The organism is Gluconacetobacter brunescens (assembly GCF_048695475.1).
Taxonomy (GTDB): Bacteria; Pseudomonadota; Alphaproteobacteria; order Acetobacterales; family Acetobacteraceae; genus Gluconacetobacter.
On record NZ_JBLHEN010000001.1, the window covers coordinates 312,908 to 328,718 of the forward strand.

Here is a 15,811-nt window from a genome sequence, read left to right on the forward strand (position 1 = left end):
TCCTCCCGCTTGGGTCGTCGTGGCTACTGGGCCAGGACCGCGCAGGCCGCGCGGTCGCCGGCGCCGCCGATCGGCTGGGTCTGGTAGTCGTCGGGCTTGGCGTGGATGACGACCGAGGAGCCGTCGGCATCGAGCAGGGCGGGGCGTCCGTCGTCGCCCTTGAAGGACACCAGGGTGGAATAAAGCTCGACCGTTGCGGTGCCGTCGGTGCCCGCATGGATGTTGGGCAGGTCGCCGTCATCGTTGGCGTTGGCGTTCAGCAGGCCGTGGACCGGCTTGGCGACATCGTGCGCGTGGACGTGGCCGCCGGCGCTCTTGAAAGCGGGCGGTGCGCAATCGCCTTTTTCGTGGAAATGCACGCCGTGCCAGCCGGGGGTGAGGCCGGTGGCGGTGATGCGCAGGATCACGCCCTTGGGCGCTTCGGTGACCTCGACCGTGCCGTGGGAGGCGCCGTCGCTGCCCTTGAGGTCGCCGGTCAGCTTGTCGGCCGCGTAGGCGGACATCGGAAGGGCGAGCAGCCCCAGGCCGAGGGCCGCGACCCAGTTCCTGCATGAATACGCCATCATTTCCTCCTTGAATGCCGCGCGGGCCGGTTTCGGGCCGGCTCGTGCAATATCCTGAAAAGCTAGCATGATTCGCGTGGTTCGTTCGACACGCGATATCCGATCCTGTGCATTGACCGAAACGTGACCGTCCGTTGTCGGGGTTACAGGTCTGCCGTGACCGAGAACTTGAACGTGCGGGGCATGCCTTGCAGCAGGAAGCCGCCGAAGGAAGAGGCCCAGTAGCGTGTGTTGGCCAGGTTCTCGACGCCGAAGCGGGCGGTCAGCGCCTTGTGATCGACCAGGAACGTGTAACGCGCGCCGAGGTCGAAGCGGGTCCAGCCCGGGACCTTCAGGGTGTTCGCGTTGTCGGCCCACTGGTGGCCGGTGCGGATGGCCTGGCCCGTCACCGTCCCGCCCTTGAGGAACGGCAGGTCGTATTCGAGATTGGCGTTGATGGTGTAGCCCGGCACGCCGATGGCGCGATTGCCGTTATACAGGCCGGCCGAGGTGCGGCGCTGGTCGGCGTCGATGATCGCGGTGCCGCCGTTGAAGCGCAGGCCCTTCACGATCTCGCCGTTGATCGTCCATTCGATGCCGCGATTGCGCTGCTGCCCGTCGACCGAGAAAATGGACTGCCCGCCATCGCCGTAGGGCACCGTGTACGCGTTGGGCTGCGCGATCTGGTAGAGGGCGAGGGAGGTGCTGAAGCGCCCGATATCGTATTTGGCGCCGACTTCGTATTGCACCGTCTGATAGGGTGGGAACACCTGCCCGGTATTGATGACGCTGCCGGACGCCTGTGGGCCCTGCGCCAGCCCTTCGATCCGGTTGAAATAGATGGAGGTCTGGCGCGTGGGATGCACCACCAGCCCGACGACGGGGGTGAAGGCATCCTGGTTGTAGCGGGTGAAGTAGTTTCCGTAGCCGTAATCATTCACCAGCATGTTCTGGTAGCGGAAGCCCGCCGTCAGGGCCACGCGGTCGTCGAACGCGGACACGGTATCGGAGAAGAACAGGCTGTAGAGGCGGGTATAGCCGTTCTTCTGCGGGTTGTTGACGTTGCCGCCCACGAAGGTCTCGGGCGCCGACTGCCGGTAGAAAGTCGGGCGGTAGAGGTTGGAGGCCAGTGATGTCAGCGAGAAGGCGTAGGCCGTGTCCTTCTCCGACCACAGGCCGGAGCCGCCGGCGTTGATCTCGTGCTTCAGCGGACCGGTGGTGAAATGGGCCCGGATGCCGGCGCGGGTGCTCTCGTTGGTCTGCACATAGGGCACATACATCGAGCCGGCATTGGCCGCGCCGGTTGCGGCGTTGGTGACGGTCAGGGTGGAATAATTCCCCTTCTCGTTGCCGCCGAGGCCGCCGAAGGCCGCATAGGCCGTCAGGTGCTTCGAGAAATCATGCTCCACGTTGAGCATGCCGAAAATGTAGTTCAGCTCGGTATAGGTCCAGGGCTGGCCGTAATTGCTCGACGGCGAGGGGGTGCTGGGCACGCGCGTGAGGCCCGCGCCCAGCAGTACGCCGGGGCGGCCCTGGTTTACGCCCTGGTTCTCGTAATCCATGTCCAGCGTCATGCGGGTCGCGCCGTCGCGGCTGCGCCAGTCGAAACCGCCGCCGACGGCGACCGAATGGCGGCGCTCCAGGTCGATCGCGGTCTGGCCGCTCTTGCCCGCGACATTGATCCGCACGCCGAACTGGTTGTCGGCGCCGAAACGGCGGCTGACGTCGATATTGCCGCCGCCCATGCCGGCACTCTCATAGTCGCCGGTGATGCGGGTCAGCGGGGTTTCGCCGGCATGCTTGAACATCAGGTTGATGTTGCCGCCGATGGAGGAGCCGCCGGGGGCCGCGCCGTTGAGGAAGGCGCTGGCGCCGTTGAGCACCTGTACCTGGTCGTAGAGCTGCGGCGAGACGAGCTGGCGGGGAACGATGCCGTAGAGCCCGTTGATCGATACGTCATCGCCATAGACGGGGAAGCCGCGAATGACGAACTGCTCGGAGAAATTGCCGTACCCGTAGGTCGTGCGCACGGAGGGATCGTTTTCCAGCACCTGGCCGAGGGTCTGCGATTGCTGGTTCAGGATCAGGGCCGAGGTGTAGCTGCGGACGTTGAAGGGAACGTCCAGGCCCTTCTTGGTGCCGAGGACGCCGAGCTGGCCGCCGGAGATGACTTCCATCTGGTTGCGGCGCCTGGCCTGCACGACGATCTGCTCGTCGGAAGGGCCCGCTCTGTTCGTCGGGCTGGTCTGGGTGGCGGTCTGGGGCGGTTTGGGGATGTTTCCGGCTGCTCGGGTTTTGGCCTGGACCTGTGCCTGATCCTGATTCTGGGCCTGGGCCGACGCAACGGCGGATATCGATACCGGAAGTGTCAGTATCGTTGCAAAGGCCGCAGTATGGCGGAGAGCACTGAGAAGCGATCGAGCGTGCAAGGGTGGCCTCGAATGGCAAGCCGTGAAAGGAGCTGACACATAGGCGCGAATGAGAACTGATCGCAATACGCGAAGGCGGCTCGCTGGTTCCATCTGGTATTCCCCGGACGCACGTTGCCCGAAAGTCACATGCGAACGCGGTTTGGGGGATGTTTGGAAAGCCGGCCTGCCGAGCGAGAGTGCTGCGCTGTTTTACGCGGCCTTTATCGGCCGATCTCGTTCAGCGGCGTGTCTGCGCCGATCAGGAGCCTGCATTTCAATGATGCTCAACCGGAGAGAGCAGTGATTTCACGCCCGCCCAGACGACGTCTGCCAGCATGGCGGTGCCGGCGTCGGTCGGGTGCGTGTAGTCCGGCTGCCAGTAACGGCGATCTGCCACATTGGACAGTGGTTGCCCTTCGGCGAAGGGGTCGATGACAAGATCGGGGGCGATGCGGCCTTGATGGAGCGCATTCGCGATCGCCGCCCGGCAGGATAGATCGGTCGTGGCCTCTGCCATGAGCGCAACCTTGAAACCAAATGTTTTCAGGGTCTTTACGATCGTTGCCAGGTTGGCAATGGTCTCGTCGACCGGGATATTGCCCTGTTGCAGATGGTCGTTGAAGCCGCCGAATACCACCGCGACGCGCCGGGACGCGCCTGACGCCGCCACGCCCGCCGCGGGCAGGGCTGCGAGCATCTGCCGCGTCGTGGCGCCCGACACCGCGAAATTATAGCTTTGGTACCGTGCCATCTGCTGCATCCGGACGGGCCAGTTTCCGCCATCCGCCAGTTGATACCCTTCGGTTCGGCTGTCGCCGATTGCTACGAAGACGGTGCGCTGCTGAGGGAGATCATGATTGTCGGCTGCCGCTGCCGCCTGAAAGGCCAGCAGCATGTCATCCGAAGGCGCCGCATCGGCAATGACGATGCCGGTGTAAAGGCCGGTTCCGTGTCCCTGGGCGGCCCATGCGCTGGCACCTGCGCCGTAACCGATGACGCCGCCATTTAATGGTCCCGGGCGGATCCTGCTGGGATGCGGCACCGGCGCCCGGAACGAAACGAGGCGATAGCCATCCGGTCCTGAGCCGATTCCGAACGGTGCCGGACTGCTGGGCAGCACAAAGCCGCTCCGCTGATCAGGATTGTTGGCATCCCCCAGATGGACGAACCCGTCGAGCGTATAGCTTCCCGTAAAAATGCGAACGGCCTGTTCGCCCTGGCCAAAAGTCGCGAGGATGGGAGAGGCACCCGACGCGCTGTTGGACGAGGCGACCATCCCCGTCGTGCCGAAGAAGAATCCGTCGCGCGGCAGGGTCAGGTCCGAGGGGATCGAGAATCCGCCCGGTCCATTTTGTTCGCCCCACGAAATGACGTCCTGTCCCGCGATGCGTATTGCGCCGATATGCGCCGCCGCATGGCCGGGAAGTGCGGTCAGGTCATGATGGTGGCCGCTTTGATCGTAGATGCGCGTGACCAGCGCGGCCGTACCGCCGTCACGTGTCAGCAGTGCGGCCTCCAGCGCCGATGCATCGAAATGTCCGTCGGGACGAATGGCGATCGTGCGTTGCCCGATGTGGCCCGCGTGCGTGATCGCGATATCCAGTGCCGGGCCGGTATAGTCCGCAATCATCCTCATCGGACCGCCGGCGAAGACGGTATGGTTGCCGAACGCATCACCGGGCCGGGCCACGGGCACCGGGTCCCAGCGCGCGGCATCGGGCTGCACCGAAACGGCGTGCCAGACCTGGCCGCCCGCCTGCCACAAGTCGCCAACGGCGTACCCCGCCCGCGAATCGTCATGGGCGTCTGGTTGCCGGCCTGCCGGGATGGGCTCATTGGCGACGCAGACCATTTCCGGCGCGCCGGAGATCGGGCAGTCTTCGGCCGCCATTGTCCGCCCGGTCGCCAGAACCAGCAGGCAAGCCGACCAGAACAGGATCCCATGCGGGGTCAAGCGGCCTGCGACGCACATGATCCGTTCCTTACGGATTACCGAACCGATAATGGGCCATCAGCATGCCGCTGGCTTCGGACCAGTTTCCCGACCGGACATATTGGCCCTCGGCCCCCAGCCGCAGCCGGTCGGTCAACTGATAGACGATGCGCGCCCTTCCGGTGCCGGCAATACCGCTGGCGCCCTGGCCGTCATATCGATTGGGCCCCGGCAGGGCCATCATCCTCTGCATGGTGGGATCCAGCGGAAAATAGGACGTCGAATCCACATGGTAGTTCTGGTAGCCGATATTTCCCATCACCAACCACGTCCAGCGGCCGATATGGCCTGTATATTCAGCAGACGGCATGATGGCGTAATAACTTTGGGGCGAGAAATATCCGCCTTGTCCGTAGGTGAATTCATATTCGTTCCGATGATAGGCGAGATATTCGGCATTCACGCCCAGCCGCAATCTCTGCCGCTGCCGCTGCTGCCATACTGTAACACTGCCCCCCAGTTCGGCATCGATTTCGGTATTGTCGACGACATGGGTGCCCTCCAGCAGTCCGAAGCCGCCGCCGGCATAGGCGTTCCATCTTTCATTGGCCCATTCGAGCTGGCCATGGCCGCCGACCCGCGTGACGGCACCCCATTCCCTGCCGGTTCCCGGATCGCGCATACCCGCATAGGACAGTTCGCTGTCGGTCACCATGCGTCGGTCGCCGGTGATCCTCAGCGTCAGGTTATCGGTCAGTCGCGGTGAGAATTCGACGCCGCCCAGGACATTGGCGAGCGGGAAGCCCAGGGGGCTCGATCCGACGTCGGCCGCGAACCAGTGGTTGACGTAGCGGACATCCAGTCCGACGCCCTGCACGTCGTATGCATGATGGCGGGCAAACCCGCTGCCATAGAGCGGGACCGTACCGAACCGGTCGGCACTATAGGTGTTGCGCAACGGATCGCCGGTGAAGAGGAATGTCGGCGTGACCGAAAATGAAATCCGGTGCTGCCAGGACTCGAAGGGGATCGTGCCGGTGATGGGCACGGCCAGTTCGGTCAACTGCCCCAGTCCGGCCGTGCCCGTACGGCTGCGGACATAGGTATTGGCATCCAGTTGCGGCGCCGTGCTCTCCTGCAGATAGACGATTTGCCGGTTCATCGACCCGACCGGACCATCCTCCGGCAGATAATGTTCCGTGGCGGGCAGGGGAGCGCCGCGCAGCGGTACATATGCGGTCTCGATGTCGGGCCAGCGGTAATCCGGCTTCTGCCGGACAGCGGGCGCGCATGCACGATCCTGTTCCGCGTCGCATTGCAATTGGCGGGCGACGACCAGATCGGCCTTCTGCTGGCGGTCAAGCCCATCGGCACGGTCGTTCTGGGCTTTGATCTGCCAGGTCGTTGACCGACGGGGAGCGCTGGCCATCAGGCGCCGTTCCATCGCCCGCGCCGCCAGCCGGTCGTCCAGAGCCAGCGTGTCCTGTGCCACGGCGGCCAGGGCATCGACGGATTTGGGTCCCCGTCGCAGGGCCTCCTGGTCGGCGCGCAATGCCATCTGTGGCTGGTTCAACGCATGATAGACGCGCCCCAGGGCCAGCCATGCGGCTGTCGAATCGGGATGCAGGCTGACGATCGGCGCGAGCAGGCGATAGGCTTCCCGCGGCCGTTGCGCGCGTATTTCCGCGTCACTCCGCTGGATCATGACCCCTACCGCCAGATCCGCGCGGGCCAGAGCGGCATCGGCAGTGGGGGGCAGGCCCTCGGCACGGACAAGCCGGTCATAGGCATCCAGTTCACGCTGCGCGTCGGCAGGAGCTTCCAGGCGCAAGGCCAGGCCGGCGTAGAGCAGCTTCTGTGCGGGCGTGGCCGACAGGGTGATTGCGCTCTCATGCGCCAGTACCCAGCGCGCGCCTTCGCGGTCGTGGCGCGCCAGCAGGGCGTCGACCAGCATTGCCGCGCGATTGCCGGTCGGATCCGGCTGGTCGGCCATCGCCCGTATGGAACGGGTGTCGTTCTTCGGCGCGGCCGCGACCTGGCGGGAGAATGCGACCAGGTCGGCGGCACGTCGCATCGCCGCGTTGCGGCCCGCAGGGGGCAGCCGGTCCAGCAACACGGCCGCGTCCTCGTAGCGCCGCATATTCATCGCGAACGTTACGCCGGCCTGCAGGCTGGCGGGAGGGGCATGTGGGTTGCGGGTCAGAGCCTCCATCAACGACCGTGCCTCGGTGGGCTGGCCGTTATGATAGAGTGCCTGCGCTAGGCGCAGGGTCAGCCACGGGTCGCCGGGTACCCTGCCCAGCGCCTGCCGCAACAGGGCGATCTGTTCGGCGTCGGTGCCGGCTCGTGCGGCGCGAGCCGTATAGTCTGCGGCCTGCAGGCGGGGCAGCAGGGCCGGCCGCAGAATCGCCACCCGGGCTGCCAGGGTACGGGCTTCGTCCAACTGTCCGGCCTGGTACAGGAGATCCGCCAGATTGAAGAGGGCGTTCGGATCGGCCGGACGCCGCTGCAATGCCTTCCTGTAAAGCTGTTCGGCTTCGGCCGTCCGGCCTTGCAGGCGGTCGAGACCGGCCGTCATCAGCAGTGCCGCAAACGCCATTTCGGGGCGACGGGCCAGATGCGTCAGGGCCGTCCGCGCGGCGTCATACCGTCCCGCCGCCGCCAGCCGGTTGATCGCGACGATTTGCGGATCGTTTCCGCCCACCGCATTCAATGCGCTCAAGGCCGCGCGCCAGTGGGATGCACGCCCGGCATCCGCATCGATCGCCTGGTGGAAATAGCGCCGGGCCAGTGGGATCTGTCTGTGCCTCTGTGCGACCAGCCCCAGGCCACCCAGCACATCGGCGTCCTGCGGATTGACACTCAATGCCCGCTGGAAGGCCGCATTGGCGGCATCCAGTCGTCCTTGTTCCAGCAGGACGAAGCCTTCGGTCCGGTCGTTGCCCTCGTCGATCGTCGCCTGGACGGCGCGGGCCTTTTCCAGCCGGGTGACGATTGCCGTATCGTCCGGATGCAGGGCGAGCCAGTCCATGTAGAGCGGAATGCTGGCACCGACGATCGGCACCCAGGACAATGTCGCATGCCAGGCCGCGATGGCCTGATTACGGATCAGGGGTTGTGTCTCGGGGCCCGCCAGGCGACGTAGTTCCGCCAGTCCCTGGGCCCGTGAGGTGTCGCGATAGGTCTGGATCTGCGCCAGGGCCAGCCGCGCGTTCAGGTCGTGCGGACTTTCCGCCACCAGAGCCGACAGTCTGGTACGGGCGTCGTTATATCCAAGGATGGTGCCGCCCAGAACACGGTAATATTCCAGCGCCAGTGCAGGGGGCGGCTCGCCGTTGTGAAACAGCGCACGATAGCGCAGCATCGCGGCCAGCATACTGCCTGATCCGGCAAGCTTGCGCGCCTCGGCAAGCGCCTTCTGATCCACCGGCCCCGCCTTCAGGGCCGCGCGCAGTCGTGATAGCTGGGTGGCGCTGCCCCCGGCGGCAGCCAGGCGGCTCAATGTCTGCTGGGCAGCCGTGACATCACCGGTCCCGATCTGCACCACGCACAACATGCTCAGTGCGTCGGTATTGGTCGGCTGGATCGCCAGTGCACGCTGAATGCTCTCATGTGCCCGAACGAACTGGCCTGCGTCGATCCAGTAATGGCCTTGCTCCAGCACCAGGTCCAGCACCGACCTGGCATGGGACAGCCGGGCTTCGGCCTCCGATGTCGGCACGGCGCCACCCGAGATCGCCGGAGCCGTGCTGTCGGACGCTTCGTGAGAATATGCGATGCCCGGCGCCCATGCGACCAGGCCGCCCAGCATTGTCATGCCAGTCAAATATGCACGCAATTGTCCGTTCCTCTGGGGCGAGCGCAACCTAATGGACACGGGAGGTAGCCGATATGATGGACAGGCCCAGTGCGACGAGCCCGCTGGTTGCGACCAGGCACAATGCCCCGCGGACCCGCGCGGGCATCGCCACGCGGCCTTCATAGGCCAGGCCGGTCTGTTCGATGGAGAGATAGCTGATGACACTGGCCACCAGAGCAAGTGCCAGAACACCGGCCATGACCAGGCCGTGCACGGAAAAAGCCATCAGGTAATTGGCGACGACGATACAGGGCCAGTGCCAGAGATAGACGGAATAGGACATGACGCCGAGCGGCGACAGCAAACCCAGCACCTTTTGGGATAGCCAGCTCTGCGGCAATGCGATCAGCACGGCAGCGGCCAGACACGGCAATATCGACATATAGGACGGACAGGCGAAACGCAGGGAATAGTACAATCCCGCCATGACGATTGTCGCGCAGGCCAGGGCGCTGGCCAGATTCGCCGCAAGCGGGGGCATGCGATGCCGCGGCAGAAGCCAGATCATGGTTCCGAGCGAGAACTGCCACATCCGGTCGAAAATACTGTAATAGGCTTGGCTATCGCCGCGGAAATGAGCCGTCATGCTGGCCATGAGGGAGAGCAGGAAGATCCCGATGATTGCCCAGCCGCGATGCCGGACATAGGGCAGGAAAAGCGCCATGAAGAAAATGATCGTGTAGAACTGCATCTCCAATGAGAGCGACCATGTATGCAGAAACGGATAGGCGATACTTTGCCCTTCGAAATATCCGACATGACCTGCAGCCCACAGATTTGACAGGTAGACCAGTGAATAAGCGCCGTTGAGCGCAATGTCGGCCCGATCGCTGGCGAGGACCCACCACAGCATTCCCGCACATACGGCAACGATCATGAAGAGCAGGGCAGGCAGCAGGCGGTAGAGGCGGCGGCAGACGAAATTCACCGGCCGGAACGGCGACTGGAGTAATGCCGAACGCCCCATGAAATAGCCGGAAATCACGATGAAAACATCGACGCCGATGAAGCCGCCATGAATCCAGCCGGCATGAAACAGCACCACCAGCAGAACGGCCAGGCCACGAAGTCCGTCGACGTCCCTTCGGCGGTCTGCTGGAAAGAAGTCCCGCCGCAGGGCCTCTGTCCAACTGCCCGCGGCTGGGGGGATGGTGGTGCGCTGTAACATTCCAGTCTTCCGTAAAAATGCGCCGCTGAAGGAATGCAAACGAGCCCGAATGGCTTATGGCGCGGGCGCCGGGGCTGTCCCGTCCTTGATTTTCTGCAAGAGCGGCACGGTCACCTTCAGGATCGCATCACCCCATACGCGATAGCTGGCCGCCGTGGCATGAATCCCGTCGATGGTGGAGACCGAACCGGGCTTCATCAGGGCCGTGCCGTCGATATAGGTGCAGGGTGCGACTTCTGTCTTGAGGAGGGCCGCCATTTCGGCGGCCCGCGCGTCGGTCTTGCCATAACGCGGGCTGTACTGGCCCCAGGTTGGTCCGATCCAGATACAGGCGGTCTTGCCGATCGTGTAGGTCAGGGTTTTCACCTGCTCGTCGAGCCAGGATTTGGACACGCTCTCCTGACCATAGGACGCCATGGTGTCGCCGAGTACCACCATCACCACATTCGGATGCCACTTCTCCAGCAGAGACGACATCGACGGTGGTGCGGCCGGCTGCATGTTCGGCGGCCCCAGCGGAGCATCGTCGATCCGCTCCGCCGCGCCGCAGCCGTTGTTCGGATTCGGGACCACCCAGTCCGCCGCCTGAGACGAACAGACGCCATAGGCCACGACCTTCGCCCCCTGTGCCGTCAGCGCGTCTGGCAGGACCGACAGCAGCGAATCCTTGAAGGTGACATGGCTGTCGCCGATGATCAGCAGCGTCAGGCCCGCGAGAAGTGCACTCATATCCGGTTTCCGTTCTTCATTATGGGATGCAGAGAAAAATGCCTTTCTCAATCATCCTTGGAAGACATGTCGCCCAGCCGGCGACGTGCCCGGCGCTTCAGAGCCCGCCAGATCACGTAGGCCAGCAGGCTGGTGCCGAGGAGACCGGCCACCGACAGGCCAAGCAGATGACCGTCCAGGTACCAGGCCGGCCACATCCATAGCGGCAGCGACCCCACCGTATAACGCGGTGCCGTGCGATAGCTCGAAACCCGATCGCCGTTCTTGATGACCAGATCGCCCTGGATCAGGGGATGGACCGTGTTGTCGCGCAGTGCCAGCACCATCTCCTGCAACCGTTGCGGCGTGTCACCTATGATCGCCACGACCGAGCGGTGAGTATCGTAGGGCGACTGCGCGCCAATCAGCAGGCCTGCTCCCACGAGCGGAGCCCGCAGCTTTGCTGTCACCGCATTCCGAAGCCCGGCCTGATCGCGGTCCTGGAACAGATGGCGAATGCCTTGCAGGCCGGTGTACTGGCCCGCCGTAATCCAGCTCTGATCAACCTGGTACGGGGCGCGGGACAGCAGCGAATCGGCTTCATGCACATTGCCGGCTGTTGTCAGTAGAATGATATCGCCCGTTGGATGTTCAGCATCGACATCGCCCGTATAGGTAATCGATACCTCTGTCGTGGGATACCAGGTCGTCGCACCGAAAACGCCCATCATGTCCAGATAGGCCCCGATCACCGTATTGTCGGGATGCCGGGGCAGGACCACCGTTGTTTCCGACAGGTCCGCCATCCGGGTGAAGGGAAAACCGATCTGGGCGAACTGGGCGAGATCCGGAAGGGTGGTGAAATGATAGGCCCGCCGGAAATCCAGCACCGATGATTCGTCCACGCTGGTGTGGAGGTCGATCGGAACGTGGCGGCAGGCGCCCCGATCGACCGGCCTGGCATCGAACGAGAATTGCAGCTGGTTCTGGCCGAACAATGCCGCCGGCGGCAGCGCCACCTGAATGCCGACCGTGCCGAAATGTGGATTGATCAGGCGCCGCGACCAGGTGTCCCAGGAGCCCGAAGCGATCATCGACGACCGCTGCAGGAAGATGTCGTTGACCGACACATCAAGCCGCGAACTGGCCAGATCGACCGACGTTCCGCCGATGACGCCGGGCGGGTGGACCCACAGATCCATCAGGAACGGCCGTTGACGCCATGTGAAGAGGTCGGTCGGCAAGTGGAACGGCAGGTTGAGCAATGCGGGCGCAAAGCCGTTTGCCTGCAGCGTGTCGGCCGGCACCAGTTCACCAAAACGGACCGGGCGATCGGTCGGTACGAAAGATGGTGCGTCATAAGGCTTGCGCGGCGTCGTGGCGACATCGGACATCACCTGCGCATTCACCGCGCCCAATGTTGTGGGCGAGAGGACCAGCGAGCGCGCCGCGACCTCCACTTCACGCGAATTGCGGCCCGTCACGACCAGGATCGTGCCCCAACGATCGTTAGGGTTGGGGATTTCGACCAGTGTCGGCCCCTGGGGAAGCTGGCCATCCGGTCCGACAGGCAGGTTTTCACCGATCTGGATTGCATTGCCCGCGTCCGGGATCGCGTTGGTGACCGGAAAGGAGAATTGCCGGAAATCCGCCAGCTTGCCGAACCAGGAGGCGATCATGCCGCTGGCCCGCAAATTCGGCTCCTTCGCGGGGAGCACCATCGGGACCCGCACAGCGGTCCGCAGGTTCGGATCGAAAAATGGTGCCGGCAGGCGGGCCAGCGTCCGTTCGGGCGCGATCCGCACCGTCGTCAGCGTGATATGCGACTGGTCGGAAATACGGGCCCACAGGACCTCGTTATAAAGATCGTTGCAGTCGCGCCTGTATTCGCCGGCGAACTGAAAATTCAGTGTGTTCTTTCCGCCGAAATACATGGGATTGACGTCGAACGTCAGCGGCCCGAACTGTGGATGCGCCGGATCGACCTTGATGGTTCCGATATATTGCTCGTTCAGAGTCACGGTCACCGCACTCGCTTCGGGAAGCAGTTCCGGTGACAGGGCGCCCGACAACGTCAGTTGCGCATGGGTGACGATACGATTGGCCGGTACGGCCACAGTCACGCCCTGCAAGGGGCTGTAACCACGCAGGATCATGGGGCCGGATACGCCCAGATCATGGAGGGACAAGGTATTCGTCACTTCGGTATCGGAGATGCGCGCCGCGATGGCGGCGTCGTCGCCGGCGACCGGATTGCGGTCGCCGGCATTGGGGTCGTCGATCGGCAGTTCCGGTGCCCCCGGTGTGGAGGGGCGCGTCGGCACGGTAATGGTCGGCTTGGCTTCGGAAGGCGCGGGAACCGGCAAGGCGAAGGGTGAATCACCATCTGCGGGGATGGAGCCGAGAGGCGCCCCGTGGGTCTGCCCATGAGCAACAGGGATGGCCGCCATCGCCAGGCCGGCAGCCAGGACACAGGAAGCCACTACGCCACGCTGGGTGGCTTGTCGTGAAGGTTTCAGCACGAAACTTGCCTTCTCCAATGTCTGGGCCGTTGCGACGTCGTCGGACGAGGCACCATCGGCAGGAATGACGGATGAACGAACCTCACCGGAACGGGGCCTGAACATGGCCACGATGTTCCTGAGGATGATGAAGAAACTTCTGAGGGGCCGGTCCCGGGGGAAGTCGGCCCAGGAGTTCCAGGCGTCACGACGACCGAAAATCATCGAGACGACCTGGCGCTCCTGGTCCAGATCCGAGATCAACCAGCGGCCATGTATGCGATCTCCGCGCTGACGCAGGATTTCGACGGGGATCGAGACATCGATATGGTCCTGCGCGTCGTAGTAATCGAGTATGGCTTGCGTGGACCCGCTGAGTTGTGCGCCGCCTGGTGCCAGGAGACCGACCCCGCCCAACGACAGATCGGTGGTGCGGGTCTGCCAGACCTCGCCGGACGCCATCCGCACATTGACCGGCAGATCGGCGCGCACACGATGCTGGACACGGCTCTGGCGCGTTTCGCGGGCAACCGCGATCGATGCAAGCACCATGAACAGGCTGAACAGGCCCCAGAATGTGTTGAGCAGCATCGACTGATATTCGGCCCCGTCCGTATGCTGGATGAACACCCCGAAAAGGCCGCGCAGCACGGCTACGCCCAGCAGAACGGCAAGAACCACGTTGGGATAGACCGCACGCATATCGAAATAATTATTGTGAAGCTGCGTGCCCTTGCGCGTTACGTTGAAGCTTCCCTTGCTGGGCCACAGGAAGGTGGAGATCGTCACCCGGACGAGAAACATGGCCAGCGAGGTTTCATACAACTCGCTCCAGAAAGTATAGCGCCAGCGCCCCTCGATCCGCGACAGGGTCAGCATCGAATGCACGATATGGGGCCCCGCATAGGCGAGAGCCGCCAGTGGCGATGCCATCAGGACGTTCTGTCCCAGAAGCAGAAAGGCCATCGGGGCGGTCAGAAAGACGATGCGGGGTATCGCGAACAGAAAATGCGACATCGATGACAGGTAGCATAGCCGCTGCTCCCAGCGGAGACCGGGCCTCAGCAAGGGATTGTCCGTTCGGATGATCTGTAGCGTGCCACGGGCCCAGCGCATGCGCTGGCCGATATGAAAGATAAGTCGTTCAGTCGCCAACCCGCCCGCCAGGGCCAGGCGCAGATAGCCGGTGCTCCAGCCTTTGCGCTGCATCTTCAGAGCGGTATGTGCATCTTCGGTGACGGTCTCGGTCGCGAAACCGCCGACGCTTTCCAGCGCCGCCCGCCGGATCACGGCGCACGATCCGCAGAAGAAGGTCGAATCCCACAGGTCGTTCCCGTCCTGGATCAGGCCATAGAACATATTGCCTTCGGGAGGAACCTGTTCGACTGCCGTCAGATTACGCTGGAAGGGATCGGCCGAATAGAAATAATGCGCCGTCTGCAAGATGCACATCGTCGGGTCGGCCACCAGCCAGCCGACGGTCTGCTTCAGAAAATCATGCACCGGGACATGGTCGCAGTCGAACACGACGACCAGCGCGCCCGTGGTCACTTCGAGTGCGTGGTTGAGATTGCCTGCCTTGGCAAAGCGGTTGTCCGGCCGGGTGATGTATCCGGCACCGCATTCGAGCGCGAAATCGCGGAAAGCCGGACGTCTTCCATCATCCAATATATAGACGTTTAACTTGTCGGTCGGCCAGTCGAGTGCTTGAGCAGCGAGTACCGTCGCGCGCACCACATCCAGGCTTTCATGATAAGTCGGGATAAGGACATCCACCACGGGCCAGAGAGATTCATCTTCGGGTAATGGATGCACCTGCCTTTCCAGTGGCCAGACCATCTGGAAATAACTCAGGCAAAGAATCCATAGCGCATAGCATTCGGCCAGGAGTAGTGTGATGGACAGAACAAATTGCAGTATGTTGTCGTGGGTGATTGTAGTCCCCACCCGCCATACGATATAACGCAGCGACATCATGATCGACAATGTGATCAGGAAGCAACTGGCCAGACGCCCTTCGAAACGATTGACCAACAGAAGCAGGCTAATCGTGCCGAACGCGAAGAAACCCTGTTGGGTGTCGGACAATTCAAGTGCACTGACCAGAACAATCAATGTCAGACCGACGACGGCAGCGAAAGCGGAATCGAGCGCGACCCGACGAAACCGGCCCGATTTTACTGTCATATCCAACCGACCCATTATGGAATTCCAACCAGATATTCAGACACGCGCCCCGGTTGCCGGGTAAGCCGTCCGTTGTTTTACTACCGACTCACAAGATCCCAAAAACAGCCGATCCGGACCAGGCCCGGTGCGCTATACTGGATACCTGACCATAGACCGAAAAATGTACGCTTTGTTAATATTCTATATTGTTCGATATAAAAAGTCCCTTCGGAAAATTTTTTTGGGTCATCTCCACGATGTATTTTACGATAAAATTCCATATTTAGTTATATATTTCGAAATGTATTTTTAATATTGTAAATTATTATGATAATAATTTACAATATATTTCCGCCTATTTTTGCTCTATGTTGTTTGGTGTTTTCATTTTTCTTTGTTTGTTGATTTCTGTGTCATAGTTTTTTCTTCACACTGAAAGTTTTATTAATGCCGGAAATCCTGGTGAATTTATAAAGGCGCTGTTTGTTGGTGCCGCCATGTATGAATGGCGCATGAATTA

At 62.5% G+C, this 15,811-nt stretch carries 7 protein-coding genes; all 7 read right to left on the reverse strand.

Annotated features, from left to right (window positions below; all coding sequences use genetic code 11):
* Window positions 1-23: 23 nt before the first annotated feature.
* Entirely contained in the window at window positions 24-563 is a 540-nt protein-coding gene (gene sodC, locus ACMAUO_RS01320) for a superoxide dismutase[Cu-Zn] (protein WP_420355208.1), read from the reverse strand.
* Window positions 564-706: 143 nt separating this feature from the next.
* On the reverse strand, window positions 707-3,064 hold the full coding sequence (locus tag ACMAUO_RS01325; protein WP_420355209.1) for a TonB-dependent receptor: 2,358 nt from the start codon (window positions 3,062-3,064) through the stop codon (window positions 707-709).
* 163 nt (window positions 3,065-3,227) lie between these two features.
* A complete protein-coding gene (locus ACMAUO_RS01330; protein WP_420355210.1) occupies window positions 3,228-4,925 on the reverse strand; it encodes an SGNH/GDSL hydrolase family protein in 1,698 nt (565 codons plus the stop codon).
* 10 nt (window positions 4,926-4,935) lie between these two features.
* Window positions 4,936-8,724 carry a cellulose biosynthesis protein BcsC gene (locus ACMAUO_RS01335; RefSeq protein WP_420355211.1) on the reverse strand — a complete coding sequence of 1,263 codons (3,789 nt, stop codon included), beginning with the start codon at window positions 8,722-8,724 and terminating at the stop codon, window positions 4,936-4,938.
* Between the two features lie 28 nt (window positions 8,725-8,752).
* Window positions 8,753-9,913: an acyltransferase family protein gene (locus ACMAUO_RS01340; protein WP_420355212.1), complete on the reverse strand. Its 1,161-nt coding sequence runs from the start codon at window positions 9,911-9,913 to the stop codon at window positions 8,753-8,755.
* Window positions 9,914-9,967: 54 nt separating this feature from the next.
* On the reverse strand, window positions 9,968-10,642 hold the full coding sequence (locus ACMAUO_RS01345) for an SGNH/GDSL hydrolase family protein (protein WP_420355213.1): 675 nt from the start codon (window positions 10,640-10,642) through the stop codon (window positions 9,968-9,970).
* A 47-nt stretch (window positions 10,643-10,689) separates the two neighbouring features.
* The gene (gene bcsA, locus ACMAUO_RS01350; protein WP_420355214.1) at window positions 10,690-15,309 is read right to left on the reverse strand and encodes a UDP-forming cellulose synthase catalytic subunit; all 4,620 of its coding nucleotides are present in this window, start codon (window positions 15,307-15,309) and stop codon (window positions 10,690-10,692) included.
* Between the last annotated feature and the right edge of the window lie 502 nt (window positions 15,310-15,811).

Excerpts from the sequence above, each read along its gene's own strand:
- sodC (WP_420355208.1), bottom strand. The coding sequence starts at position 563 with ATGGCGTATTCATGCAGGAACTGGGTCGCGGCCCTCGGCCTGGGGCTG.
- ACMAUO_RS01325 (WP_420355209.1), bottom strand. The coding sequence starts at position 3,064 with ATGGAACCAGCGAGCCGCCTTCGCGTATTGCGATCAGTTCTCATTCGC.
- ACMAUO_RS01330 (WP_420355210.1), bottom strand. The coding sequence starts at position 4,925 with ATGTGCGTCGCAGGCCGCTTGACCCCGCATGGGATCCTGTTCTGGTCG.
- ACMAUO_RS01340 (WP_420355212.1), bottom strand. The coding sequence starts at position 9,913 with ATGTTACAGCGCACCACCATCCCCCCAGCCGCGGGCAGTTGGACAGAG.
- ACMAUO_RS01345 (WP_420355213.1), bottom strand. The coding sequence starts at position 10,642 with ATGAGTGCACTTCTCGCGGGCCTGACGCTGCTGATCATCGGCGACAGC.
- bcsA (WP_420355214.1), bottom strand. The coding sequence starts at position 15,309 with ATGACAGTAAAATCGGGCCGGTTTCGTCGGGTCGCGCTCGATTCCGCT.